We start from the raw sequence: 22213 nt of genomic DNA, 5'->3' as shown, positions 1-22213 counted from the left end.
GGCCATTCTTCGCCAGCTTCACGACATTCGGCCGCACGTCCTTGCAATGCACATGGCAGATGCGGGCGATATGCTTGTTCAGCACCGCCAGCGCGTCGCCGCCGGCAAAGGTGATGTGGCCCGTGTCAAACAGCAAGCCCACTTCCGGCCCCGTCAAGGCCATCAACTGATCCACGTCGGCCGGCGTTTCCACGTAGGCGCCCATGTGGTGGTGATACGCCAGGCGCACGCCGTGCGCCAGCAAATGCGCGGCAAAGGCCGTCAACTTGTCCGCGTATGCCTGCCATTGCTGCTGCGTCTGGAAGCGCGGGCGCTTATATAACGGGCGCGCTTCGCCCTGGATGGCGTCCGCCACTTCGCCATACACCATGACGGTGGCGCCGCTGTCAGCCAGCAGGCGCAGATGCGATTGGACTGCTGCAATCTCTTCCTCGACCGACCTGTGCACCAGGCGGCCCGAATACCAGCCGGAGACGCAGGCGAGATGATATTTGCCCAGCACGGCGTTCAGGGCCGCGGCATCCTTGGGAAACTTGTTGCCCAGCTCAAAGCCGGCGTAGCCGATCTCCGCGCCTTCCTTCAGCGCCGTCGCCAAAGGCGTCTCGCCGCCCAGCGACGGCAAATCGTCGTTCATCCACGAGATCGGGTTGATGCCGATCTTCACATTCCATGTTGGTGCGTTCATTGTTGTTGTCCTTGGCGGTCAAGTTCATAACGGGCGCGGGCAAGCTGCACGCCGGGCTGGGTGGAGACCTCGGGCACGGCCACTTCCCACCAGCAGCCGCCCTCTTCTGTCGTGCGCGTGGCGTCCGTGTTGATGCAGATCAGATAGGTGCGCGAAGCGTCCCGGGCGCGCAGCATGGCTTGTTCCAGTTCGGCGATGCTGGCCACGTGCTCGGACAGCGCGCCCAGCGACCGCGCATGCAGGGCGAAATCGATGCGCGGGGCGCTGTCGGGCAGCATGTTGTTGAACGACGCGTTGCCGCACGCCTGCTGCAGGCGGTTGATGCAGCCGTAACCCCGGTTGTCCAGCACGACGATGATGAGTTTTTTCTCCAGCATGACGGAAGTGGCGATTTCCGAATTCATCATCAGGTAGCTGCCGTCGCCCACCATGACGATGACTTCCGATTCCGGTTTCGCCATCTTGACGCCCAGGCCGCCGGCGATTTCATAGCCCATGCAGGAGTAGCCGTATTCCATGTGGTAGCCGCCCGGCGTGGAGGTGCGCCACAGTTTATGCAGTTCGGCCGGCAAGGTGCCCGCCGCGCAGACGACGATGTCGCGGGTGGTGGAATCCGGTGCCGAGCGCTGCACGGCGCCGATGACTTCGCCGTCATACGGCAAGCCGGCGACGTCCCGTTTGCCCGTGATCGCCAGCACGGTGTCGCGCCAGGCATGGCCCGCCTGCTGTGCCCGGTCCAGCCACTGGCCCGCGCTGTTCCAGCTGCCCAGGTGCCGCGACAGACCCTGCAAGCCCAGTGCCGCATCCGCCTGCAGGCCCAGGCCACGGCGTTTCAGCGCATCAAAATGGTTGACGTTCAGGCTCACCAGTTGCGCCTGCGCAAACAGGGAATTCGAGCCCGTCGTGAAATCCTGCAAGCGCGTGCCCACGGCCAGCACCACGTCCGCATCGGCCGCCAGACTGTTCGCGGCAGGCGAACCCGTGACGCCGATGGCGCCCAGCTGCAGCGGGTGGTCCCACGGCAGACTGCTCTTGCCCGCCTGGGTTTCCGCCACGGGGATGCCGTGGCGCTCGGCAAACGCCTGCAAGGCGGCGCTGGCCTGGCCGTACAGCACGCCGCCGCCGGCGACGATCAGCGGCTGTTTCGCATGTTTCAGCAAGGCGGCCGCTTCTTCCAGTTCCTGTTCGACAGCGGGCACGGCGCGGAAACGCACGGTGCGCGGCGTAAAGAATTCTTCCGGATAATCATACGCCATGGTCTGCACGTCTTGCGGCAGCGACAAGGTGACGGGACCGCAGGCGGCCGGGTCCGTCAAGGCGGCGATCGCCCGTGGCAAGGCCGTCAGCAATTGCTCCGGATACACGATGCGGTCGAAATAGCGCGACAGCGGCTTGAAGGCATCGTTGACGGAGACGCTGCCGTCGGACGCATCTTCCAGCTGCTGCAGCACCGGGTCCGGCGCGCGCGAGACGAACACGTCGCCGGGCAGGAGCAGCACGGGCAGGCGGTTCACGTGGGCCAGGGCGGCGGCGGTGAGCAAATTGGTGGCGCCGGGACCGATGGAGCTGGTGACGGCCAGCATGCGCCGGCGCATGTGCGCTTTCGCATAGGCAATGGCCGCATGCGCCATCGCCTGTTCGTTGTGGGCGCGGAACGTGGGAAACTGCTCGCGGTACTGGTACAGCGCCTCGCCCAGGCCCGCCACGTTACCGTGGCCAAAGATGGCAAAGGCGCCGCCGAACAAAGGGACGCCCTCTTCCGTGCGCAAGGCGGCCAGATAACGGACCAAGGCCTGCGCCATGGTCAGGCGGATGGTGTTGTGCGGGGAAGTCTTCATGCCGCACGCTCCAGGCGGTGGCGCGTGCGCTGCCACAGCACGATGAGTTGCTCGAAGTTGGCGCGCACGGCGGCGATCAGGCCCGCGTCGTCGAGTTCGCCCGCCAGCCAGCGCCGGCTCGGTTCCTGGAAGATGGTGCGTCCCACCATGAAGCCGCGACAGGTGCTGCTGGCACTGGCTTGCTCGAAACTGGCGGCCAGCGCCTCGATGGGGGCGTTCAAGCCCAGCAATACTACGCCACGGCAATACGGATCGCGCTCCTGCACCAGCGCATCGATGGCTTGCCATTGCTGGGCCGTCATGCTTTCCAGCTTCCACCATTCCGGGTAAATGCCCAGGTTGTACAGGCGCTTGACGGCGCGCAAGACCGTGTCGTCGCCATGCGGCAAGGCATCGGACGGTATGACTTCGAGCAAGAGTTCGTGGCCGCTCACTTGCGCCGCATCGTACAGGGCCTTGATCTGCGCTTCCTGTTCCAGGCGGTTTTCCACGGCGTCGTCCGGATGCAGCTGCACCAGGCATTTAATGACATGCTCCTTCGGCCAGCTGACCAGGTGCGAGCCGATGGAACGGCCCCAGTCGAACTGCAGCGGGTTCGATCCCGGCAATTCCACGGGACGGCCTATCCACCAGCCCCGGCCCGTCGCATCGTTGAGGGCGTCGACGCCATAGCGGCCATCGATCAGCACCCCCGTCTTGCCGCCCAATTTCAAAGCCGTTTCCGTCTGCGCCACGGCTTGCACCATCAGCTGTTTCAAGGCGGCGATGCGCGACTCGGATGCGCCCGCCTGTTGCGCCAGTTCAAAGAATTGCGTGCGGTGGTCAAAGGCAAACACGCACAGTTCATCCCACTGCTTGCGCGCCACCGTCGTGCGGTGCAGGCGCGCCAGGGTGGCATCCTGGTCCGGTTGCGTGAGCCTGGCCGCGTTGACCAGGAAATAGTCGAGCTCGACGGGCGACGGCATGGCCGGCGCGCAAGCGTGGCGCGACACGACCAGCGCGCCGCAGGCATTCGCATAGCGGCAGCAGGCTTCGTAGCCTTCGCCGCGCAGCCAGCCTTTTAAAAAGCCGGAAATGAAGGCGTCGCCCGCGCCCAGCACATTGAGCACCTCGACGCGTACGCCACGATAGTTATAGGCATCGTCCAGGCTCTGCGGCACCACGCTGTCGATCACGGCGCTGCCCAGCGGCCCCCGCTTGACGACCAGGGTGGCCAGGGTGGCGGCACGCACGGCGCGCAGGCTGGCCATGATGTCGGCGCCGCCGCCGGCGATCATGAATTCCTCTTCCGTGCCCACCACCAGGTCGAATTGCGGCAGGATGCCTTGCAAATGTTGCGTGACGCCGTCGTTCGAGACGAAACGCGTTTCGCCGTCCGCCTTGCCGGACAAGCCCCACAGCACGGGCCGGTAATCGATGTCGAGCACGGTGCGCACATTGTTGGCACGCGCCAGCTGCAAGGCCTGCGTGCTGACGGCGTGCATGGCGCTGGTCGAGAAATGCGTGCCGGTGATCAACAGCGCCTTGCTCGACGCGATAAAGGCGGCGTCGACGGTGGACGCTTCGATGGCCATGTCGGCGCAATTGTCGCGGTAAAAAATCAGGGGAAAGGTGTTTTTATCCTTGATGCCCAGCATCACCAGGGCCGTCAAACGGTCGCGGTCGATGCCCACGTGGCTGACGTCGCAGCCCTCTTTCGACAAGGTGTCCGTCAAAAAACGTCCCATGTGGTCGTCGCCCACCTTGGACAGCATGGCCGATTTGAGGCCCAGGCGGGCCGTGCCGAAGGCGATGTTGGCGGACGAGCCGCCCAGGTACTTGGCAAAGCTGCTGACATCTTCCAGCGGGCTGCCGATCTGCTGCGCGTACAGGTCCACCGCCAGGCGGCCCAGGCAGATCACGTCCAGCGCCCGGCCCTGGGCAAATTGTGTGGAATTATTCATGGTTATCCTTAAATCGTGACACCGTCGAGTTCAGCCATCAGCGTTTGCATTTCCGCGCCGCCCGCCATCATGTCCAGCAAGGCATCCTTGCTCACCGTATCCTTGGTGAAGGTGCCCAGCGACTTGCCCCGGTTCAACAACGTGAACGAGTCGCCGACCGGATACGCATGGTGCACATTGTGCGTGATGAAGATCACGGAAATGCCCCGTTCGCGCGCCTTGTAGATCAGCTTGAGCACATTGAACGACTGTTTCACGCCCAGGGCGGCCGTCGGCTCGTCGAGGATCAGCACGCGGGCGCCAAAGTGGATGGCGCGGGCAATGGCCAGGCACTGTTTTTCGCCGCCGGACATGGTGCCGATGGCCTGGTGCGGGTCGCGCACCATGATGCCCATCTCGGCCAGCTTGGCGCGCGCCGTCTCGGCCGCGTAGTCGATATCCATCACGGGTACCAGGCCCAGCAGCTTTTTCATCGGCTCGCGGCCCATGAAGAAATTGCGCGCCACAGACAAGAGCGGCACCAGCGCCAGGTCCTGGTAAACGGTGGCCACGCCCATGTCCAGCGCTTCGCTGGGCGAATTGAAGACGACGGGCTGGCCGTCGACCAGGTACTGGCCGTCCGTCGGCTTGTGCACGCCGGCCAGGGTCTTGATCAGGGTGGACTTGCCGGCGCCGTTGTCGCCCAGCAAACAATGAACCTCCCCCTCGCGCAAGCGCATGGTGATGTTCTGCAAGGCCAGCACGGAGCCGAAGCGCTTGCTGACATTTTCCAGGGCAAGAATATGCTCGCTCATGATTTATCTCGCTTCCGTGACGCGTGAGCGTACAAAGTTATTGAACAGCACGGCGATCAGCAGCATCACGCCGAGGAAGACGCGGAACCAGTCCGAATTGATGTTGGTGTACGTGATGCCGATCTGCACCACGCCGAAGATCAGCGCGCCGAAGCAGGCGCCGACGACGGAACCGTAGCCGCCCGTCAGCAAGGCGCCGCCGATGACGGCTGCGATGATGGCTTCGAATTCCTTTTGCATGCCGCGGTCGGCGGCGGCCGATCCCACGTCGCATACTTGCAAGGTGGCAAACAGGCAGGCGCAGAAGGCCGTGAAGACAAACAGGGAAATCTTCACCTTGCGCACCGGCACGCCCACATTCTTGGCCGCATTGGCGTCGCCGCCCACGGCGAACATCCAGTTGCCGAAACGCGTGCGCGACAGGACAAACGCGGCGCCGGCGGCCAGCACCAGCCACCAGACGATGACTTTGGGAATGCCCTTGACCAGCGGCGAGCCATCGTCGAGCACGGCGATCCAGCCATGCGTGCCCATCCAGTGGAACAAGCCCGAGGCAACGTTGCCGTGAAACAGCAGGCTGGCCAGCCAGTCCTGCGCCGCCAGGTCGCCCACGCCGCTGACGATGGTGCGGTTGGCAAACATGATCGACAGGGCCAGGGTCAGGCCGCGCAGGATGAAGAGGAAGGCCAGTGTGACGATGAACGACGGCAAGCGCGTCTTGATGACGATGTAGCCGTTGAGCCAGCCCAGCGCCATGGAACCGGCGAACGCGAACACGATGGCGGCCCACAGCGGCCAGTGGAAATAGATCGTCGGGATGGCGATCATCATGCCGGCAAAGCCGATCATGGAGCCGATGGACAGGTCGAATTCACCGGCGATCATCAGCAGGCAGGCGCCGATGGCGATGATGCCCAGGTAGGATGCCACCTGCATCCAGTTGACGACGCCATCGAGGTTGAACATGCCGGAATCGCCGGCCGTGATGACGAAGAAGGCAAACACGAGCACCGCGCCGGAAATCGAGGCGAACTCGGGGCGGCCGAAAAACCGTTTGACCCAGCTCGTCGTGCCCACGCGCTCGTCGGCGGCAGGTGGCACTGGCTTGCTGGAGGCGCCCGAAGGCGGGGGAGGATTCATGCCGGGGCTAGCCAGGCTGGATTTGAGCGCAGTCATACAAATTCCTTTTAGTAATACTTGCAACAATTCCTGCTACCGATGTCAATTACTTTCCTGCCAGCATCGCTGGCGCCGGGCGTGTTCCGCCCGGCCGCCGCCCGCAGAAACGCGGTGCGGCGGCGGTGGAGGCGCTGGCTACTGAAGGGTTAGCGGTACTGGCCGGCGTACTTCTCGACCTTGGCGATGTTGTCCTTGGTCACGAAACCAGGACCGGAGCTGATGTGGCGCGGGCCATAGATGGGCGTCAAGCCGTATTCCGCCAGGCGTGCCTGGTACTTCGGATTGGCGATCAGGATGGCTTTGACTTTCGCCAGATCGGTGGTCTTTTGCTGCTTCATGATGGCCATGACGGCAACGGGAATGTAGCCTTGCAGGTAGGGCTGCTGGTCGATGGCGAACTGGATGCTGCCATCCTTGATGCCCTTGGTAATTTCTTCCGACAGGTCGAAGGTGGCAAAGTACATCTTGCCTTTCAAGCCCATCTTTTCGACGGCGCGCATGGCCGGCGGCGCCGAGTCCGGTCCCAGCGCCAGCACGGCCTGGGTTTTCGGATTGCTGCGCAAATAGGCGCTGACCTTGCTCTCGATCACGCCAGGGTCGACGCCGTTGGTGTCGAGCGTGGACGACTTGAAGTCCACGCCCAGGGCATCGGCAAAGCCGCGGCAGCGTTCAAACGACGAGGCATTCATCGCATAGTGGTTCACGCACACGAAGGACTTGATGCCCGCTTCCTTGGCGCGCTTGCCGGCACCCAGGCCCGCGTCATATTCGGGCTGGCCCACGTGCATGATGGCTTTCAGTTGTTCGCTTTGCGCCAGGGTGCCCGAATTGATGGTGACGAGCATGATTTTCTTGGCCACTACCGTACCCAGCGGTTTTTGCAGCACGCTGAAGTCGGCGATGTCGGCGATCAAGCCATCGTAGTTGCGCGCGGCCGATTGCTCGATCAGGCGCGCCATGTCGGCCAGGTCGCCATTCGGCGGATTGCGGTAGTCGACGGTGACGTTGAAATCCTCGCCTGCCTGTTTGATGGCGTTCTTGATGGTGTTCCACCAGGAATCAGAATCGGGGGCATGGCTGACGAGGACGAATTTCTCGCCGGCCGCCTGGCTGGCGCCGGCGCTCAATCCCAGGCCCAGACCCAGGCTGGCGATGGCCAGACACTTCAGTAAACCCTTGCTTTTATTGCTGTGCATGAATGTCTCCTAGACGGATTAATTTTTATAGTTGCGCGCTTTTTATGAAGGGTGTCACCGGCCTGGCCTTGCGGCACGCAAACCGATGCACTGCGCACAGCTTAGGCCACAAAAAAGACAAATGCAATAAAATTTTCAAATTAAATTTAAATAGAAATTCGTTTCTATTTTCAGCATTCCCTCCTATAATTCTCGCCAGAACCAGCCGTGCCAATGGCATGGCCCAGCAAGCATACCAAGGAAAAAAATCATGGCAGCCACCGCCCCCATCGAACAACTGATGCAGCACATCGCCGCCGAGTACGACAAGCTGTCGCGCCAGTTGAAAGTCATCGCCCAGTACATCGAGAAACACCGGGCCAGCCTGATGCTCGAACGCATCAGCGACATCGCCAGCGCCTGCGACGTGCAGCCGTCGGCCATCGTGCGCTTCGCGCAGCGCTTCGGCTACACGGGCTTTTCCGAAATGCAGGACGTGTTCCGCCAGGCTTATACGGACCAGGCCGGCGCCACGCCCGACTACCAGCAGCGCATCCGCAAGCTCATTTCCACGCGCGACGCGGCCCTCAGCGCAGGCGACCTGACGCGCGAATTCGTCGGCGCCAGCCGCGCCGGCCTCGATGACCTGGCCGCCGGCCTCGACGACGCGCAGCTGGAAGCGGCCGTCAACCTGCTGCTGAAAGCGGAAAATATCTATGTGATCGGCGTGCGCCGGTCCTTCCCGATCGCCTCCTACATCGCCTACGCGCTGGAACACACGGACAAGCGCGTGCACCTGATCAGCGGACTGGGCGGCATGCACCGCGAACAGATGCGCAGCGTGCGCGAACGCGATGTGGCGATCGCCATCAGTTTCTCGCCTTACGGCAAGGAAACCCAGCAGTGCATCAAGGCGGCGCAGGACAAGGGCGCCAAGGTCCTGGTGATTACCGACAGCAAGCTGGCCCCGCTCGCGCGGGCCGCCGACGCGCTGCTCACCGTCACCGAGGGCAGCGCCTTCGCCTTCCGCTCGCTGACCAGCACCATCTGCCTGTGCCAGGCGCTGTTCATCGCGCTGGCTTACAAACTAGAGCTCGACATCGAAGAAATCCACACCCCAGGAGAACATGATGATTGAAGTAGCGTTGTTCGGCGCCGGACGTATCGGCAAAATCCATGCGGCCAACCTGGCCGCGCAACCCGGCGTGCAGTTCAAGTACGTGGTCGACGTCAACGAGGAAGCGGCATCCGCGCTGGCAGCCCAGCATGGCGGCAGCAGCGCCACGGTGGAAGCGGCGCTGGCCGACCCCGCCGTCAAGGCCGTCGTCATCGCTTCCAGCACGGACACGCACGCGGACCTGATCCTGCGCTCGGCCGCCGCCGGCAAGGCCATTTTTTGCGAAAAACCCGTCGATTTGACGATAGACCGCGCGCGCGCCTGCGCTGCCGCCGTCAAGGAAGCCAAGGTCTTGTGCATGCTGGGCTTCCAGCGCCGCTACGACCCCACCTTCAATGCCGTCAAGACGCGCCTGGAAGCGGGCGAGATCGGCACGCCGGAATTGCTGGTCGTCACCAGCCGCGACCCTGGCCCGCCGCCCGTCAGCTACATCAAGGTGTCGGGCGGCATCTTCAAGGATATGCTGATCCATGACTTCGACATCTTCCGCTGGATACTCGACGATGAAGCCGTCAGCGTGCATGCGACGGGCAGCTGCCTGGTCGACCCGGCCATCGGCGAGGCGGGCGACCTGGACACGGCAGTCGTCACCATCCGCACGGCCAGGGGCCGCGTGTGCCAGATCAACGCGTCGCGCCGCGCCGCCTACGGCTACGACCAGCGCTTTGAAGTGCTGGGCAGCAAGGGCATGCTACAGGCGGGCAACCACAAGCCGACGGAAGTGACTGCGTATGGTCCCGTGAATGTCAGCGTGGACAAGCCGGAAGATTTTTTCCTGGAACGCTACCGCCATGCCTACGCGCAGGAGATGGCGCACTTCTTTGACGCCCTCAGCCACGGCACGCCGCTGCGCACCACCGTCCACGATGGCTTGAAGGCGCTGGAACTGGCCGAAGCGGCCACCTTGTCGTGGCGCGAACAGCGCGTGGTCACCTTATAACTCAACAATAAAAATATCTGGAGACAGCATGTCATCCCCAACATTAAAAGTCGGCATCGTCGGCCTGGGCCGCCTGGGCCAGCGCCATGCCATCAACCTGGCGCAGCGCGTGCCGAACGCACAGGTAGTGGCCGCCTGCAGCCCCGTGCAAGCGGAACTGGACTGGGCCGCCAGCCAGCTGGGCATCACCACCGGCTACGCCGACTATGAGGCGCTGCTGGCCCACCCGGGCCTGGACGCCGTCTTCCTCGTCACGCCCACCTCGCTGCACGCGGAGCAGATCATCGCCGCCTTGCGCGCTGGCAAGCATGTGTTTTGCGAAAAGCCGCTGTCGCTGGATCTGGCCGACTGCCTGAAGGTGGAAGCGGAAGCGGCGCGCCACCCGCAACTGACCGTCATGATCGGTTTCGTGCGGCGCTTCGATGCCAGCTACCATGACGCACAGCAAAAGATCGCCCAAAACCTGATCGGCAAGCCCTATCTCGTGCGTTCGCAGACGTGCGACCAGAACGACCCCAGCGGCGCCTTCATGCGCTTCGCCCCCACCAGCGGCGGCATCTTCCTCGATTGCAGCGTGCACGACATCGACCTGGCCCGCTGGCTGCTGGGCAATCCCGTGCCCAAGCGCGTGTATGCGAGCGGCACCAATGCCATCCACACGGGCTTGCAGGCATTCGGCGACGTCGACAACGGCCTGGCGACGGTGGAGTTTTCCGATGGCAGCATGGCCAGTTTCATGGCGTCGCGCACCATGGCGCACGGGCATGAAACCTTGACGGAAGTGTTCGGCACGAGCGGACGCCTGGCCGTGGGCAGCAATCCGCGCCTGAACCGGGTGGAAATTTCGGATGCGCATGGCGTGCGCAATGAATGCACGCCGGACTTCTACGCCCGCTTCGCCGACGCCTTTTTGATCGAGGCGCAGGAGTTCACGGATGCGGCGCTGGGCCGGCGCACCCTGTCCTTGACCTTGCATGACGCGACGGAAGCGACGCGCATCGGCCTGGCCATGACGCAAGCCATGCGCGCGGGGCGGGCGGTGGAATTCTAGCCGTCTGCAAGCAGCTCAGGCAGCCGGCACGGGAAAATGGACGTTCGGGCTGCCTGGGTTCCAGCAAACGAAGAAAGATCAAGAAGAAAATCACGCCTGCATATAAAAAGACGACCACGCCATCTTGCCGCCAAAGCACGAAGCGCAGGCCGTGAATGCCGGGTTCACTGAGCCATATCAAGATGCGTTTCCCCAGTGACTGTAACGAAATGATGTGACGCATACACGCCTCACGCGCATCCGATTGCGCTATACAATAAGCGCTGCCCAACTGCGAAAAACCCTGCCGCCATGACGCATAACGACAGCAACACTCCCCTCCTTGCCGATGTGGCCGAACGCTACGTCAAGCTGGTCCTGGCCATGGGCCAGCACGACGCCTCGTATGTCGATGCGTATTACGGCCCGCCCGCCTGGCAGGAGCAGGCGAACGCCCGGCCACAGAGTTTGCGCGATATCCACGCTGCCGCGAGCGCGGCGCTGGCCCTGCTGGCGGATGAACACTGCCTGCGCGCCATCAATCTGCGCAAGCAGTTGCAAGCCGTGCAAGCCAAGGCGGACATGCTGCAAGGCGCGCACCTGGATTTCGATACGCAAAGCGCGCGCCTGTACGACGCCGTCTCGCCCCGCCACGACCGCGCGTATTACGAGGCGCTGGTGGCGGAAATCGCCGCCCTGCTGCCGGGCGGCGGCGCGCTGAGCGACCGGGTCAACGCCTTCCGCGCGCAATTCGTCATTCCCGCCGACAAGCTGCGCGCCGTCATGGATGCGGCCATCCGCGCCGGCCGCGAGCGCACCTTGCAGTACATCGCCCTGCCCGAGGAAGAAGATTTTGTGCTGGAATTTGTCAGCGACAAGCCGTGGAGCGGCTACAACTGGTACAAGGGCAACTACCAGAGCGTGATCCAGATCAATACGGATTTGCCTGTGTATATCGACCGCGCCGTCGACCTCGGCTGCCACGAAGCCTATCCGGGCCACCACGTCTACAATGTGCTGCTCGAACGCAACCTGGTGCGCGCCAGGGGCTGGATGGAATACTGCATCTATCCGCTCTATTCTCCGCAATCCTTGATCGCCGAAGGCACGGCCAATTACGGCATCGAGCTGAGTTTCACGGATGCGGAGCGGCTGGCTTTCGAGCAGCAGGTGCTGTACCCGCTGGCCGGCCTGGACCCGGCGCTGGCGCCCCGCTACGCGCAGCTGAACGGCTTGCTGGCCAAGCTCGGCTACGCGGACAACGACATCGCCCGCCAATACCTGGAAGGCAGCCTGACGCGGGAGCAGGCACTGGAATGGCTGGTCAACGTGCGCCTGTATCCGGCCGAAAAATCCGCGCAGCGCCTGCAGTTCTACGACGCCATGGGCGCTTACGTCATCAATTACAATCTGGGCCAGGACATGGCGAAAGCATATGTGACGCGCCAGGGCGCGACGCGCGCCGAGCACTGGGCCGCCTTCCGCGATTTGATGTCCTCGCCCCGCGTGCCCAGCGGCCTGCTTGCCTGAGCCTTATTTGGGCGGCAGCCAGTACAGCGGCAAGGCCACGGCCAGGCACGCCAGTCCCGCCAGCAGCATGGCCAGCTGAAAGCCGGCACCCTGCGCCGCAACCGGCCCCGCCCGCTCCAGCAGGGCGGCGGCGCGCACGCTCATCACGCTGCCCAGCACGGCCACGCCCAGGGTCATGCCTGCCTGGCGCAAGGCATTCATGATGGCCGACGCCAGCCCGGCACGCCCGCCCTCCACGCTGGCCATCGCCAGCAGCCCGGTGGCCGGCACGGCCAGTCCCATGGCCACGCCCAGCAAAAAGAACAGGCTGCCGACGATGGCGTAGGACGTGCGCGGCGCCAGGGTCGCCGTGGCCAGCAGCACCAGTCCCGCCAGCACATAGCCCGCCAGCATCAGCCGCCGCAGCGGGATACGGCGGCTGATGCGGCCAAAGCACAGGGAAACGATGGCCATGGCCGCGAACTGCGGCAGCATGCGCCAGCCGCTGGCCGCCGCCGGCCAGCCCTGGATTTGCTGCAGGTACAGCGAAAAGAAAAACAGGCTGCTGTAACAGGCAAAACCCAGCACCAGCGACGCCAGGTTGACCAGCGCAAAGGTGCGGTCGCGGAACAGCTGCAGTGGCAGCAAGGGGCGCGGCGCGCGCGCTTCGACGGCCAGGAAGGCGATGCAGGCCAGCAGCGACACGGCCAGCGGCAGCCAGGCCTGCATGCCGCCGAGTCCGCCCCGCTCGCCTGGCTCGCCCAGCGCGATCAAGCCATAGGTAAGCGCGCCCAGCCAGACGATGCTGAGCACCTGACCCGTCCGGTCCAGCGCCGCCTGCCCGCGATAATGGCGCTCCGGGATGCCCCATGCGCCCAGCAGCATGGCGAGCAAGCCCAGCGGAAGATTGATGAGGAAGATGCTTTGCCAGCCCGTGGCCTGCAGCAGCATGCCGCCCAGCAGCGGCCCCAGGATCAGCGCCAACGCACTGAAGGCCGACCAGCCGCCGATCACGTGCGCCCGCTCGCGCGGATCGGGAAAGGCATGGCTGAGGATGGGCATGGCGCCCGGGATCAGCAAGGCCCCTGCCACGCCCTGCACGGCGCGCCCCGCCAGCAGCAGCGGCAGGCTGGCGGCCAGCGCGCACAGCAGTGAGCCGGCTGTAAACAGGGCCACGCCCCACAGCCAGATGCGCTTGTGGCCATGCCGGTCGCCCAGCGGCCCGGCCGACAGCATGCAGGCCGACAGGCACAGCGCATACGCATTGATCACCCACTGCAAGCCCGCCATGTCGGTGGCCAGCGCCATTTGCAGCGTCGGCAAGGCCACGTTGACGATGCTGATGTCGAGCGAGGCGAGAAAGGTGCCCAGGTAGGCCGCGGCCACCAGGGCCGCGCGGCGATAGCGCTGCATGGCATGTCTCCAATTCATGGGTTCACTTCCATGATATATATCGACTGACCGTCAGTCAATTAAATTTGCCAGCGTCGCGCAGCGGGGGCTTGGGCGGCGCCCGCGCTTCACTTATACTGGGCGCATGACCACGACCCGCCCCGCCCTGCCCGATGCCGCCGCCGCGCCGGCGCCCGCACGTCCCCGCACCAAGCCGGCCGAAGTGCGCCTCGATGAATTGATGGCCGCCGCCGAGCGGCTATTCCTGGAGCAGGGCGTGGAGGCGACCACCGTCAGCGACATCACCGCCCTGGCCGGCGTGGCGAAAGGCACCTTCTATCATTATTTCCCGTCCAAGCACGAGATGCTGGCGGCGCTGGCCGCGCGCTACACGGCCCGTTTCCTGGCCAGCCTGGAAGCGGCCGTCGGCCTGTGCATGCCGCACGACTGGGAAGGCCGGCTGCGCGCGTGGGTGCAGGCGAATGTGGCCACCTACCTGGCGACCTGGCGGCTGCACGACATCGTCTACACGAGCCACCGGCGCAGCGTCGGCATCGCTGCGGCGGACAATCCCGACAAGAACGCCATCCTGGCGCAGCTGGGGGCCATTCTCGCAGGCGGCGCGGCGGCGGGCGCGTGGCCCTTGCCGCAGCCGCGCCTGGCGGCTCTGATGATTTACTCGGCCGTGCATGGCGTGACGGACGACGCCATCGCCGCCCAGCTGGAAGACAGCAGCGCGTTTGCCGCCGAGGTGGCCGACGCCTGCCTGCGCATGCTGGGCCGCTGACGGCGCGCAGCGATGGTGGACCGCGCCTGCGCGGCATCAAGCGGCGGCGTGCCGCGCCGCCCATACTGTGGTTTTGGAGACGATGGCCATGATCAGGATTCTTTCCCGCATCCCTGCCCTGCTGCTGGGCCTGGCCTGCAGCGCAACCTTCCTGCCGCCGGCGCTGGCCGGCGATGCGGCTACCTTGCCGGCACCGAGCGCGCGCCAGCAGGCGCTGATGGCGACAGTCGTGGGCAGCGCCGCCCATCCCCGCATTCTGCAGGTGAGCCTGGCGGAACTGCATCCGACGCAGCCGGCCATCGGCTACGACCAGGTGTACTACAAGCTGGGGCGCTATGCGGCTGAAGAAAAGCACATCGCCGATATTGCCAAGCCGAGAAAATTCGCCGACCTGTGCGAAGCCAATGGCCAGGGCGATGTCGTGCCGGGCACGGCGAATGTGGCCGGCGCCACGCTTGCCGCCCCGCCGGCCGGCTACCGCTGCAAGGCAGCCGTGGGCAGCCGCCCGGACGACATGAAGACCGTCGTCATCGGTCCGCGCGGCAGCGTCTACCTGACGGATGGCCACCACACCTTTTCCACCTTCCGCGATGCCGACGGCGGGCGCAACGGGCAGCTGAAAGTCTGGGTCAAGGTCAGCGACAATTTCAGCGCCCTGGACGACGCGGCGTTCTGGACGCGCATGCGCGAGGAAAACAAGGTATGGCTGAAAAATGGCCAGGACCAGCCCATCACGCCGCAGCAGCTGCCGGCGTCCGTCAGCCTGCAATCGCTGGGCGACGATCCGTACCGCTCGCTCGTCTACTTCACGCGCGGCGTGGGCTACGAACCGCCCGACCGCGCCACGGAATTCCTCGAATTCTATTGGGCCGACTGGCTGCGCAACAAACCCGTGCTGGACCTGGCGCGCGTCAACCTGCTCGATCCGGCCGCCTACATCCATGCCATCGGGCTGGCCGCGCAAGCGATGGTGGCGCTCGGCCCCGATGACATGGTCAGCAATGGCAAGCGCGCCGGCGACCTCGGCGCGCTGGACAAGGTCGACCGCGAGACGCTCGATGAACTGGCGCAGGGCAAGGGTAAGCTGGCCTACGCGATCGACCACCGCAAGTCGCTGCAACACCGGTGACTTTCCCGCATGTCATCATCCTGACATCTGCGCCCGCTAGCATGTCGGCACTTTTTATGCCGACATCACGGGACACCATGTACAACAATCGCCTTCGCCGCACAACCTTATCCATGACCATCGCCATCGCACTGGGCGCCAGCCTGGCCGCCTGTGGCGGCAGCGACACCCCTGCCGGCAACGGCGAGTCCATCGCCCCGGCCCGCATCGTCAGCGTCGTCGCCGCCACGGGCAAGGCGGTCGCAGGCAGGGTCATCAATGTGTATGACGCCAACAAGGACAAGGTCGGCACCAGCGCGACGGATGCCAGCGGCAAGGTCAACATCGCCATCAGCGCGGGCGCGAAGGCCCCGTTCCTCATTACCACCACCACCGCCAGCGGCGACGTGCTGTACGCCGTCTCGCTGAAGGAAAAAACCGTCAACCTGACGCCGCTGACCTCCGTCATCGCCATGCAGCTGCTGGGCAGCACGCCGGCCACTGCGCCGGCGGCCAGCCTGGCCGCCATCGATGCGGCCAGGCTGCAAGCGGCGCAGTCGCAGCTGGGCGCGGCCCTGGCGGCACCGTTGCAAACCCTGGGCATGGCGGCCACCTATGATTTCGTCAACGGCGCCCTGACGCCCGACAGCAAGGACCCGGCCGACGTCCTGCTCGATAACCTGCAAGTCAAGCAAAGCGGCGCCGATATCGACATCGTCAATGCCAGCGGCAGCATCGTCGCGCAAATCATCAATGGCGGCGCGCCGCTGGCCACCGGCAAGAGCGTGCTGGAAACGCCGCCCGTGCTCAGCGCGCGCCAGCAGATCCTGGCCGCCACGGCCGCCGGCACCGATACGGCGCCCGTCTTCCTGCAAGTGTCCCTCGATGAACTGCGCCCTACCCAGCCGGCCGTCGGCTACGACCAGATCTACTACAAGCTGGGCCGCTATGGCGCGGAAGACCAGATCATGGCCAAGACCAACAAGCCAAAGAAATTTGCCGAGCTGTGCGAAGCCAACGGCCAGGACGACGTGGTGACGAAAACGGCCAACGTGGCCGGCGCCACCCTGATCAGTCCGCCCGCCACCTTCCAGTGCAAGTCTGCCGTCGGCACCAAGCCGGGCGACATGAAGACCGTCGTCATCGGCCCGAACGGCACGCTGTACCTGACGGACGGCCACCACACGTTCAGCGCCTTCTGGGACGCCGACAATGGCCAGAACCACCAGCTGAAAGTCTGGGTCAAGGTGACGGACAATTTCAGCAAGCTCAATGAATACGATTTCTGGGCGCAGATGAAAAAGGTCAACAAGGTCTGGCTCAAGGATGGCAGCAACAAGGCCATCGCCACCAGCCAGCTGCCGGCATCCATCGGCCTGCAAGCGCTGGGCAACGACCCGTACCGCGCCCTCGTCTACTTCACGCGCGACGCCGGCTACGTGGTGCCGTCGACTTCCACGGAATTTCTCGAATTCTACTGGGCCGACTGGCTGCGCAAGCAGGCCGCCATCGACCTGGCCAAGACGGACACGCGCGACGCCGCCAGCTACATGGCGACCATCAAGACGGCCTCGCTGGCGATGGCGGCCCTGAAGGCGGGCGACATCGTCAGCAGCGGCGTGACGGCACAGGCGCTGGGCTGGACGGGCGTCTTCAGCCAGGCGGCGCTGGACGACCTGGTCACGCCGACGGGCAAGCTGAGCTATTCCATCGCGTATAAAAAATCGCTGGCGAAATAACAGCGGCGCAAACGACAACGGCCCGCCTGTCAGCTGACAGGCGGGCCGTTTTTATGCAGTCAACGCTCAGGCGATGCGTTCGCCGTTGGCCGGATCAAACATGGCCGCCTTCGACAGGTTGAACGACAGCTGCATGGTCTGCCCCGGCAGCACGGCTTCGCGCGGATGCGTGCGGCACGTCACGGCGGCGCCGTTCAGGCGCGTCGTCAGCAGGGTATCGGGGCCGGTCGGCTCCACCAGGTCGATCAGGCAGCCCAGTTCCTGGCCCACGTCGCCGTGCGCGCTGCTCATGTCCGTGATCTGTTCCGGACGCACGCCCAGGATCACGTCGCGGCCCGCATAGCCGCGCAGCTTGTCGGCGGCGAATGGCAGGGCCAGGCGCAGGCTGCGGCCCGCGTTCTCGACGGCGACAAACACGCCATTGCCCTCGATTTGCGGCTTGACGGTGATGAAGTTCATCGACGGCGAGCCGATGAAGCCGGCCACGAACAGGTTGGCCGGATTGTCGTAGATCTCCTGCGGCGTGCCCAGTTGCTGCACCACCCCATCCTTCATCACGGCGATCAAATCGCCCATCGTCATCGCCTCGATCTGGTCATGCGTGACGTACACGATGGTCGCCTTCAGGCGCTGGTGCAGCAGCTTGATCTCGGCGCGCATTTCCACGCGCAGCTTGGCGTCCAGGTTCGACAGCGGTTCGTCGAACAGGAACAGCGACGGCTTGCGCGAGATGGCGCGGCCCATGGCCACGCGCTGGCGCTGGCCGCCCGACAGCTGCGCCGGACGGCGGTCCAGCAAGTGCGTGATCTGCAGGGTTTCGGCGACGCGGGCGACGATTTCTTCCTGCTCGGCCTTCGGCACTTTCTTCACGTTCAAGCCGAAGGCGATGTTCTCGCGCACCGTCATCGACGGGTACAGCGCGTACGACTGGAACACCATGGCGATGTCGCGGTCCTTCGGCGGCAAGTCGTTGACCACCTTGCCGTCGATGAGGATTTCGCCCGAGGTGACGCTTTCCAGGCCGGCCACCATGTTGAGCAGGGTCGATTTGCCGGAGCCGGAGCCGCCGACGAGGATCAGGAACTGGCCATCCTTGATGTCGATGTCGATGCCTTTCAGGACTTCGACGCCATTCGTGTATACCTTGCGGATGCTGCGTATCGATAAACTGGACATATTCTTTCCTTAACCTTTGACTGCGCCTGCGGTCAGGCCGCGCACAAAATAACGGCCTGCGACCAGATAGACCAGCAGGGTCGGCAGCGCGGCAATCACCGCGGCGGCCATGTTGACGTTGTATTCCTTCACGCCCGTGGACGTGTTGACCAGATTGTTCAATCCCACCGTGATCGGCTGCGAATCGCCGCTGGCGAAGACAATCCCGAACAGGAAGTCGTTCCAGATCTGCGTGAATTGCCAGATGATGCAGACGACGAAGATCGGACCCGAAATCGGCAGCACGATCTTGCGGAAGATCAGGAAGAAGCCGGCGCCGTCGATGCGGGCCGCCTTGATCAACTCTTCCGGCACGCCGATGTAGTAATTACGGAAGAACAGGGTCGTGAACGCCGTGCCGTACACCACGTGGACGAAGACCAGGCCCGTGGTCGTATTGGCCAGGCCGAATTCGCCCAGCAGGCGCGCCATCGGCAGGATCACCACCTGGAAGGGAATGAAGCAGCCCACCAGCAAGGCGGCGAACAGCGCCTCGGAACCGCGGAAACGCCAGTGCGCGAAGACATAGCCGTTGAAGGCGCCCAGGAAGGTCGAGATCAGCACGGCGGGAATCACCATCTTGATCGAGTTCCAGAAGAACGGCTGCATGCCGTCGCAGGTGACGCCCGTGCAGGCCGAATTCCAGGCCTTGGCCCAGGAATCGAACTGCCACACGTGCGGCAAGGCCAGCAGGTTGCCGCTGCGGATCTCGTCGAGCGACTTGAACGACGTCGACAGGGTCACGTACAGGGGCACGATGTAATACACCGCGAACAGTATCAGCAGCAGATATAAAACCACCCGTCCGAGGGTGAGCCGGTTGTTGCGTGTGTGTGTCATCTCATCGCCTTTGCGCTGCGCGTTTCCAGGTACATCAGCGGCACGAGCACGGCCACGATGGTGGCCAGCATCATCATTGCCGATGCCGAGCCCAGGCCCAGCTGGCCGCGGGTGAAGGAAAACTGGTACATGAAGATGGCCGGCACCGACGACGAGTTGCCAGGTCCGCCAGCCGTCAATGCGATGACCAGGTCGAAGCTCTTGATGGCGATATGCGCCAGGATCAGCAGCACGCTGAAGAACACGGGCCGCATGGCGGGAATCACGATGCGCCAGTAGATCGTCGGCAGGGATGCGCCGTCGACCTGCGCCGCCTTGATGATCTCGTCATCGATGCCGCGCAGGCCGGCCAGGAACAGGGCCATGACGAAGCCGGACGACTGCCACACGCCGGCGATCACCACCGTGTAGATGGCCATGTCGGAGTTCACCAGCCAGTCGAAGGTGAACGAGGTCCAGCCCCAGTCGTGCATGACTTTTTCCAGCCCCAGGCTGGGATTGAGCATCCATTTCCAGGCCGTGCCGGTAACGATGAAGGACAGCGCCATCGGATACAGGTAGATGGCGCGCAGCGCGCCTTCGGCGCGGATTTTCTGGTCCAGCAGGATCGCCAGGAACAGGCCGATGGCGATGCTGCAACCGATGAACAGGACACCGAAGATGCCCAGGTTCTTGAGCGAGGTCCACCAGCGCTCATTGTCGAACAGCTCGTAGTATTGCACCAGGCCGGCGAACTCGTAGTTCGGCATCAGCCGCGATTCGGTCAGCGACAGCCAACCGGTCAAAAAGATAAAACCATAGACGAAGATCAGGCTGGCGATGAGCGTAGGGCCCAGCACCATCTGTGGTATCCATCGGTCGAAATGCTTGCGTAAGGACATAGGACAGCCGTAGAAGTAGAACGGTGAGTGGCGCCGGCGTAACCGGCGACCGCCAAGCTGCAGCAAGGCGCCGCGCTGGCGCACGTGTAGGGGGAGTTACACATGCGCCAGCGGGCGCCCCGTGCCGATTACTTCACTTTTGCCGCTTTGGCCAGCTCGGCAACCGCATCTTTCGAGCTCATGTTGGTGTTCATGAACTTGGCGACGACGTCGAAAATCGCGCCTTGCGTGGCCGAAGGCAGGGCCATGCCGTGGGCGAACGACGGCACCAGCGCGCCAGTCTTGTTGGTGGCGTCCATGTCTTCCATCGATTTCAGGGCGCAAGCGTCGAACTTGTCTTTCGATACGCCGGAACGCACGGGGATGGAACCCTTGTTCAGGTTAAAGATCGACTGGAACTTCGGATTCATGATGGCGTTGGCCAGGGCGATCTGCCCTTTCTTCGCATTCGCATCCTTTTGCGTGAACATGGCAAACGAGTCGATGTTGAAGGTGTAAGCCTTGTCCGTGCCAGGCGCGGCCACGCACAGGTAATCCTTGCCAGGCACTTTGCCGGCGGCCGTGAATTCGCCCTTGGCCCAGTCGCCCATGAACTGGAAGCCGGCCTTGTTGTTGATGACCATGGCCGTCGCCAGGTTCCAGTCGCGGCCTGCCGCATCCTTGTCGATGTAGGTCTTGACCTTGCCCAGGGTGTCGAACACCTTGAGCATGGTCGGACCCGTCAATTCCTTCTGGTCCAGCTTGAGGATGGCTTTCTTGTAGAACTCCGTGCCGCCCACGCCCAGCGCGACCGACTCAAACACGGTGGCGTCCTGCCATGGCTGGCCGCCGTGGGCGATCGCGATGCCGCCCGATTTCTTGATCTTTTCGGCCGCTTCGAAGAAGGCAGGCCAGGTCGTTGGCGTGGTCGCCACGCCGGCTTTTTTCAGCACTTCCGGATTGACCCACATCCAGTTGACGCGGTGGACGTTGACGGGCGCGGCGACGTAATGGCCCTTGTATTTCATGATGTCGGCGACGACTTTCGGCAGCACGGCATCCCATTTGCCGGGAATGGCGGCATCATCGATATTGGCCAGCACGCCTTCGGCGCCCCACTCCTGGATCGACGGGCCCTTGATCTGGGCAGCCGTAGGAGGATTGCCGGAAATGACGCGGGTCTTCAGCGCGGTCGCGGCGTTTTCGCCAGCGCCGCCGGCCACGGCGAAGTCTTTCCAGCCAAAGCCGCTTTCTTTCACGATTTGCTGCAACTGGCCCACGGACTTGGCTTCGCCGCCGGACGTCCAGTAATGCAGCACTTCCACGTCGGTCGCGAATGCGCTGCCGGCGAATGCCAGGGTGGTCAATGCGGCCAGTTGGGTAATCTTGAATTTCAGTTTCATCTCCACATTCCTTTTTTGATCAAGCTTTTAGGGGGCTTCGGCATACGGGGCCGAAAAAGGTGAAATGTGCGCCTGTGCCGGCGCTCTTGTGCTCAGACCCGCTTGCTAACGGGCATCATCTTGGTATAAAGACGGCGCCGTGATCCATGACATGACTACATTGTATTTATATCACGGGACGGCGCCAAAAACGCATCCGCGAAGGATGCGCCAGGTTGAGCTAGACTTACAACGCCAGTTAACTTAGAACCAGGTTTCCACCTGGAAGCCGTAGGACGTGCCGCTGGTATTGTTGTTGTAGATCGGGCCGCCGTTGTTGGCCGCGTTGACCGAGGCCGTGGCCGCATCGTTCCATTTGCCGTAGGTCACGAAAGCGCGCAGCTCGGGACGCGACCACAGGCCAGGCCCAGCCGAGATCGTCGGCGCGATGGTCAGCTTGGTCAAACGCTTGGCCGGCAGGCCGCCCGCTTGGGTCACCCGGTCCGTGCCCAGTTCGCCCACCAGCTTGAAGTTGTTGGTGAACGCGTACACGGGACGCACGCCGACCGAGGTCCAGGTCGAGGAACCGTTGGCGTTCGACTCGTCTTTTTGCCACAGGG

The 22213-nt window shown here is 63.8% G+C and carries 19 protein-coding genes; 7 read left to right on the top strand and 12 right to left on the bottom strand.

Annotated features, from left to right (window positions below; all coding sequences use genetic code 11):
* The 6 genes from iolE to ACZ92H_RS28890 all read right to left on the bottom strand — a co-directional run.
* Positions 1–685 (bottom strand): myo-inosose-2 dehydratase (gene iolE, locus ACZ92H_RS28915; RefSeq protein ID WP_465051902.1); only part of this gene is annotated, 685 nt, incomplete at its 3' end.
* Positions 682–2523, bottom strand: a complete 1842-nt coding sequence (gene iolD / locus ACZ92H_RS28910) for a 3D-(3,5/4)-trihydroxycyclohexane-1,2-dione acylhydrolase (decyclizing) (protein ID WP_465051903.1) — start codon at positions 2521–2523, stop codon at positions 682–684. The genes iolD and iolE, both read right to left, overlap by 4 nt.
* A complete protein-coding gene (locus tag ACZ92H_RS28905) occupies positions 2520–4466 on the bottom strand; it encodes a bifunctional 5-dehydro-2-deoxygluconokinase/5-dehydro-2-deoxyphosphogluconate aldolase (RefSeq protein WP_465051904.1) in 1947 nt (648 codons plus the stop codon). The genes iolD and ACZ92H_RS28905 overlap by 4 nt, the downstream gene beginning before the upstream one ends.
* Before the next feature lie 8 nt (positions 4467–4474).
* Positions 4475–5260, bottom strand: coding sequence for an ATP-binding cassette domain-containing protein (locus tag ACZ92H_RS28900; protein ID WP_131376822.1), 786 nt, complete (start codon positions 5258–5260; stop codon positions 4475–4477).
* Positions 5261–5263: 3 nt separating this feature from the next.
* Positions 5264–6400: an ABC transporter permease gene (locus ACZ92H_RS28895; protein ID WP_131377423.1), complete on the bottom strand. Its 1137-nt coding sequence runs from the start codon at positions 6398–6400 to the stop codon at positions 5264–5266.
* A 185-nt stretch (positions 6401–6585) separates the two neighbouring features.
* Complete coding sequence (locus ACZ92H_RS28890) at positions 6586–7635, bottom strand: sugar ABC transporter substrate-binding protein (protein ID WP_131376825.1); 1050 nt, start codon at positions 7633–7635, stop codon at positions 6586–6588.
* Positions 7636–7885: 250 nt separating this feature from the next.
* On the opposite strand from ACZ92H_RS28890, the gene ACZ92H_RS28885 reads away from it, so the two are divergent.
* The 4 genes from ACZ92H_RS28885 to ACZ92H_RS28870 all read left to right on the top strand — a co-directional run bounded on the left by ACZ92H_RS28885 (position 7886) and on the right by ACZ92H_RS28870 (position 12291).
* On the top strand, positions 7886–8752 hold the full coding sequence (locus ACZ92H_RS28885) for a MurR/RpiR family transcriptional regulator (protein WP_131376828.1): 867 nt from the start codon (positions 7886–7888) through the stop codon (positions 8750–8752).
* Positions 8745–9731, top strand: a complete 987-nt coding sequence (iolG, locus tag ACZ92H_RS28880) for an inositol 2-dehydrogenase (RefSeq protein ID WP_465051912.1) — start codon at positions 8745–8747, stop codon at positions 9729–9731. Before ACZ92H_RS28885 ends, iolG begins: the two co-directional genes overlap by 8 nt.
* 28 nt (positions 9732–9759) lie before the next feature.
* Positions 9760–10782 carry a Gfo/Idh/MocA family oxidoreductase gene (locus ACZ92H_RS28875; RefSeq protein WP_465051905.1) on the top strand — a complete coding sequence of 341 codons (1023 nt, stop codon included), beginning with the start codon at positions 9760–9762 and terminating at the stop codon, positions 10780–10782.
* A gap of 291 nt (positions 10783–11073) precedes the next feature.
* Complete coding sequence (locus tag ACZ92H_RS28870; RefSeq protein WP_465051906.1) at positions 11074–12291, top strand: hypothetical protein; 1218 nt, start codon at positions 11074–11076, stop codon at positions 12289–12291.
* A 3-nt stretch (positions 12292–12294) separates the two neighbouring features.
* Here ACZ92H_RS28870 and ACZ92H_RS28865 read toward each other — a convergent pair whose 3' ends face one another.
* Complete coding sequence (locus ACZ92H_RS28865; RefSeq protein ID WP_465051913.1) at positions 12295–13683, bottom strand: MFS transporter; 1389 nt, start codon at positions 13681–13683, stop codon at positions 12295–12297.
* A 124-nt stretch (positions 13684–13807) separates the two neighbouring features.
* Here ACZ92H_RS28865 and ACZ92H_RS28860 point away from each other — a divergent pair, with 124 nt between their 5' ends.
* The 3 genes from ACZ92H_RS28860 to ACZ92H_RS28850 all read left to right on the top strand — a co-directional run bounded on the left by ACZ92H_RS28860 (position 13808) and on the right by ACZ92H_RS28850 (position 17296).
* On the top strand, positions 13808–14449 hold the full coding sequence (locus ACZ92H_RS28860; RefSeq protein ID WP_465051907.1) for a TetR/AcrR family transcriptional regulator: 642 nt from the start codon (positions 13808–13810) through the stop codon (positions 14447–14449).
* An 88-nt stretch (positions 14450–14537) separates the two neighbouring features.
* On the top strand, positions 14538–15578 hold the full coding sequence (locus tag ACZ92H_RS28855) for a ParB/Srx family N-terminal domain-containing protein (RefSeq protein WP_465051908.1): 1041 nt from the start codon (positions 14538–14540) through the stop codon (positions 15576–15578).
* 113 nt (positions 15579–15691) lie between these two features.
* Complete coding sequence (locus tag ACZ92H_RS28850) at positions 15692–17296, top strand: ParB/Srx family N-terminal domain-containing protein (protein WP_465051909.1); 1605 nt, start codon at positions 15692–15694, stop codon at positions 17294–17296.
* A gap of 66 nt (positions 17297–17362) precedes the next feature.
* Here ACZ92H_RS28850 and ACZ92H_RS28845 read toward each other — a convergent pair whose 3' ends face one another.
* From ACZ92H_RS28845 to ACZ92H_RS28825, 5 genes are all read right to left on the bottom strand, one after another.
* Positions 17363–18472, bottom strand: coding sequence for an ABC transporter ATP-binding protein (locus ACZ92H_RS28845; RefSeq protein ID WP_465051910.1), 1110 nt, complete (start codon positions 18470–18472; stop codon positions 17363–17365).
* 9 nt (positions 18473–18481) lie between these two features.
* Positions 18482–19351, bottom strand: a complete 870-nt coding sequence (locus tag ACZ92H_RS28840) for a carbohydrate ABC transporter permease (protein WP_131376846.1) — start codon at positions 19349–19351, stop codon at positions 18482–18484.
* Entirely contained in the window at positions 19348–20232 is an 885-nt protein-coding gene (locus ACZ92H_RS28835; RefSeq protein ID WP_092802211.1) for a carbohydrate ABC transporter permease, read from the bottom strand. The genes ACZ92H_RS28840 and ACZ92H_RS28835 overlap by 4 nt, the downstream gene beginning before the upstream one ends.
* Before the next feature lie 128 nt (positions 20233–20360).
* Positions 20361–21614: an ABC transporter substrate-binding protein gene (locus tag ACZ92H_RS28830; RefSeq protein ID WP_092802208.1), complete on the bottom strand. Its 1254-nt coding sequence runs from the start codon at positions 21612–21614 to the stop codon at positions 20361–20363.
* A gap of 243 nt (positions 21615–21857) precedes the next feature.
* Positions 21858–22213, bottom strand: a 356-nt coding sequence (locus ACZ92H_RS28825) for a carbohydrate porin (protein ID WP_465051911.1), incomplete at its 5' end; no start/stop codon positions are given.

The sequence above is a fragment of the Janthinobacterium foliorum genome (genome assembly GCF_978021625.1).
Note: the sequence above shows the minus strand (reverse complement) of the source record. Positions and strands in the feature narration are given on the sequence as shown.

Bases quoted from the DNA above. Each gene is read 5' to 3' on its own strand.
- ACZ92H_RS28865 (WP_465051913.1), bottom strand. From the start codon at position 13,683: ATGCAGCGCTATCGCCGCGCGGCCCTGGTGGCCGCGGCCTACCTGGGC.
- ACZ92H_RS28855 (WP_465051908.1), top strand. From the start codon at position 14,538: ATGATCAGGATTCTTTCCCGCATCCCTGCCCTGCTGCTGGGCCTGGCC.
- ACZ92H_RS28860 (WP_465051907.1), top strand. From the start codon at position 13,808: ATGACCACGACCCGCCCCGCCCTGCCCGATGCCGCCGCCGCGCCGGCG.
- ACZ92H_RS28905 (WP_465051904.1), bottom strand. From the start codon at position 4,466: ATGAATAATTCCACACAATTTGCCCAGGGCCGGGCGCTGGACGTGATC.
- ACZ92H_RS28850 (WP_465051909.1), top strand. From the start codon at position 15,692: ATGACCATCGCCATCGCACTGGGCGCCAGCCTGGCCGCCTGTGGCGGC.
- ACZ92H_RS28840 (WP_131376846.1), bottom strand. From the start codon at position 19,351: ATGACACACACACGCAACAACCGGCTCACCCTCGGACGGGTGGTTTTA.
- iolD (WP_465051903.1), bottom strand. From the start codon at position 2,523: ATGAAGACTTCCCCGCACAACACCATCCGCCTGACCATGGCGCAGGCC.
- ACZ92H_RS28900 (WP_131376822.1), bottom strand. From the start codon at position 5,260: ATGAGCGAGCATATTCTTGCCCTGGAAAATGTCAGCAAGCGCTTCGGC.
- ACZ92H_RS28830 (WP_092802208.1), bottom strand. From the start codon at position 21,614: ATGAAACTGAAATTCAAGATTACCCAACTGGCCGCATTGACCACCCTG.
- ACZ92H_RS28845 (WP_465051910.1), bottom strand. From the start codon at position 18,472: ATGTCCAGTTTATCGATACGCAGCATCCGCAAGGTATACACGAATGGC.
- ACZ92H_RS28870 (WP_465051906.1), top strand. From the start codon at position 11,074: ATGACGCATAACGACAGCAACACTCCCCTCCTTGCCGATGTGGCCGAA.
- iolG (WP_465051912.1), top strand. From the start codon at position 8,745: ATGATTGAAGTAGCGTTGTTCGGCGCCGGACGTATCGGCAAAATCCAT.
- ACZ92H_RS28890 (WP_131376825.1), bottom strand. From the start codon at position 7,635: ATGCACAGCAATAAAAGCAAGGGTTTACTGAAGTGTCTGGCCATCGCC.
- ACZ92H_RS28895 (WP_131377423.1), bottom strand. From the start codon at position 6,400: ATGAATCCTCCCCCGCCTTCGGGCGCCTCCAGCAAGCCAGTGCCACCT.
- ACZ92H_RS28885 (WP_131376828.1), top strand. From the start codon at position 7,886: ATGGCAGCCACCGCCCCCATCGAACAACTGATGCAGCACATCGCCGCC.
- ACZ92H_RS28835 (WP_092802211.1), bottom strand. From the start codon at position 20,232: ATGTCCTTACGCAAGCATTTCGACCGATGGATACCACAGATGGTGCTG.
- ACZ92H_RS28875 (WP_465051905.1), top strand. From the start codon at position 9,760: ATGTCATCCCCAACATTAAAAGTCGGCATCGTCGGCCTGGGCCGCCTG.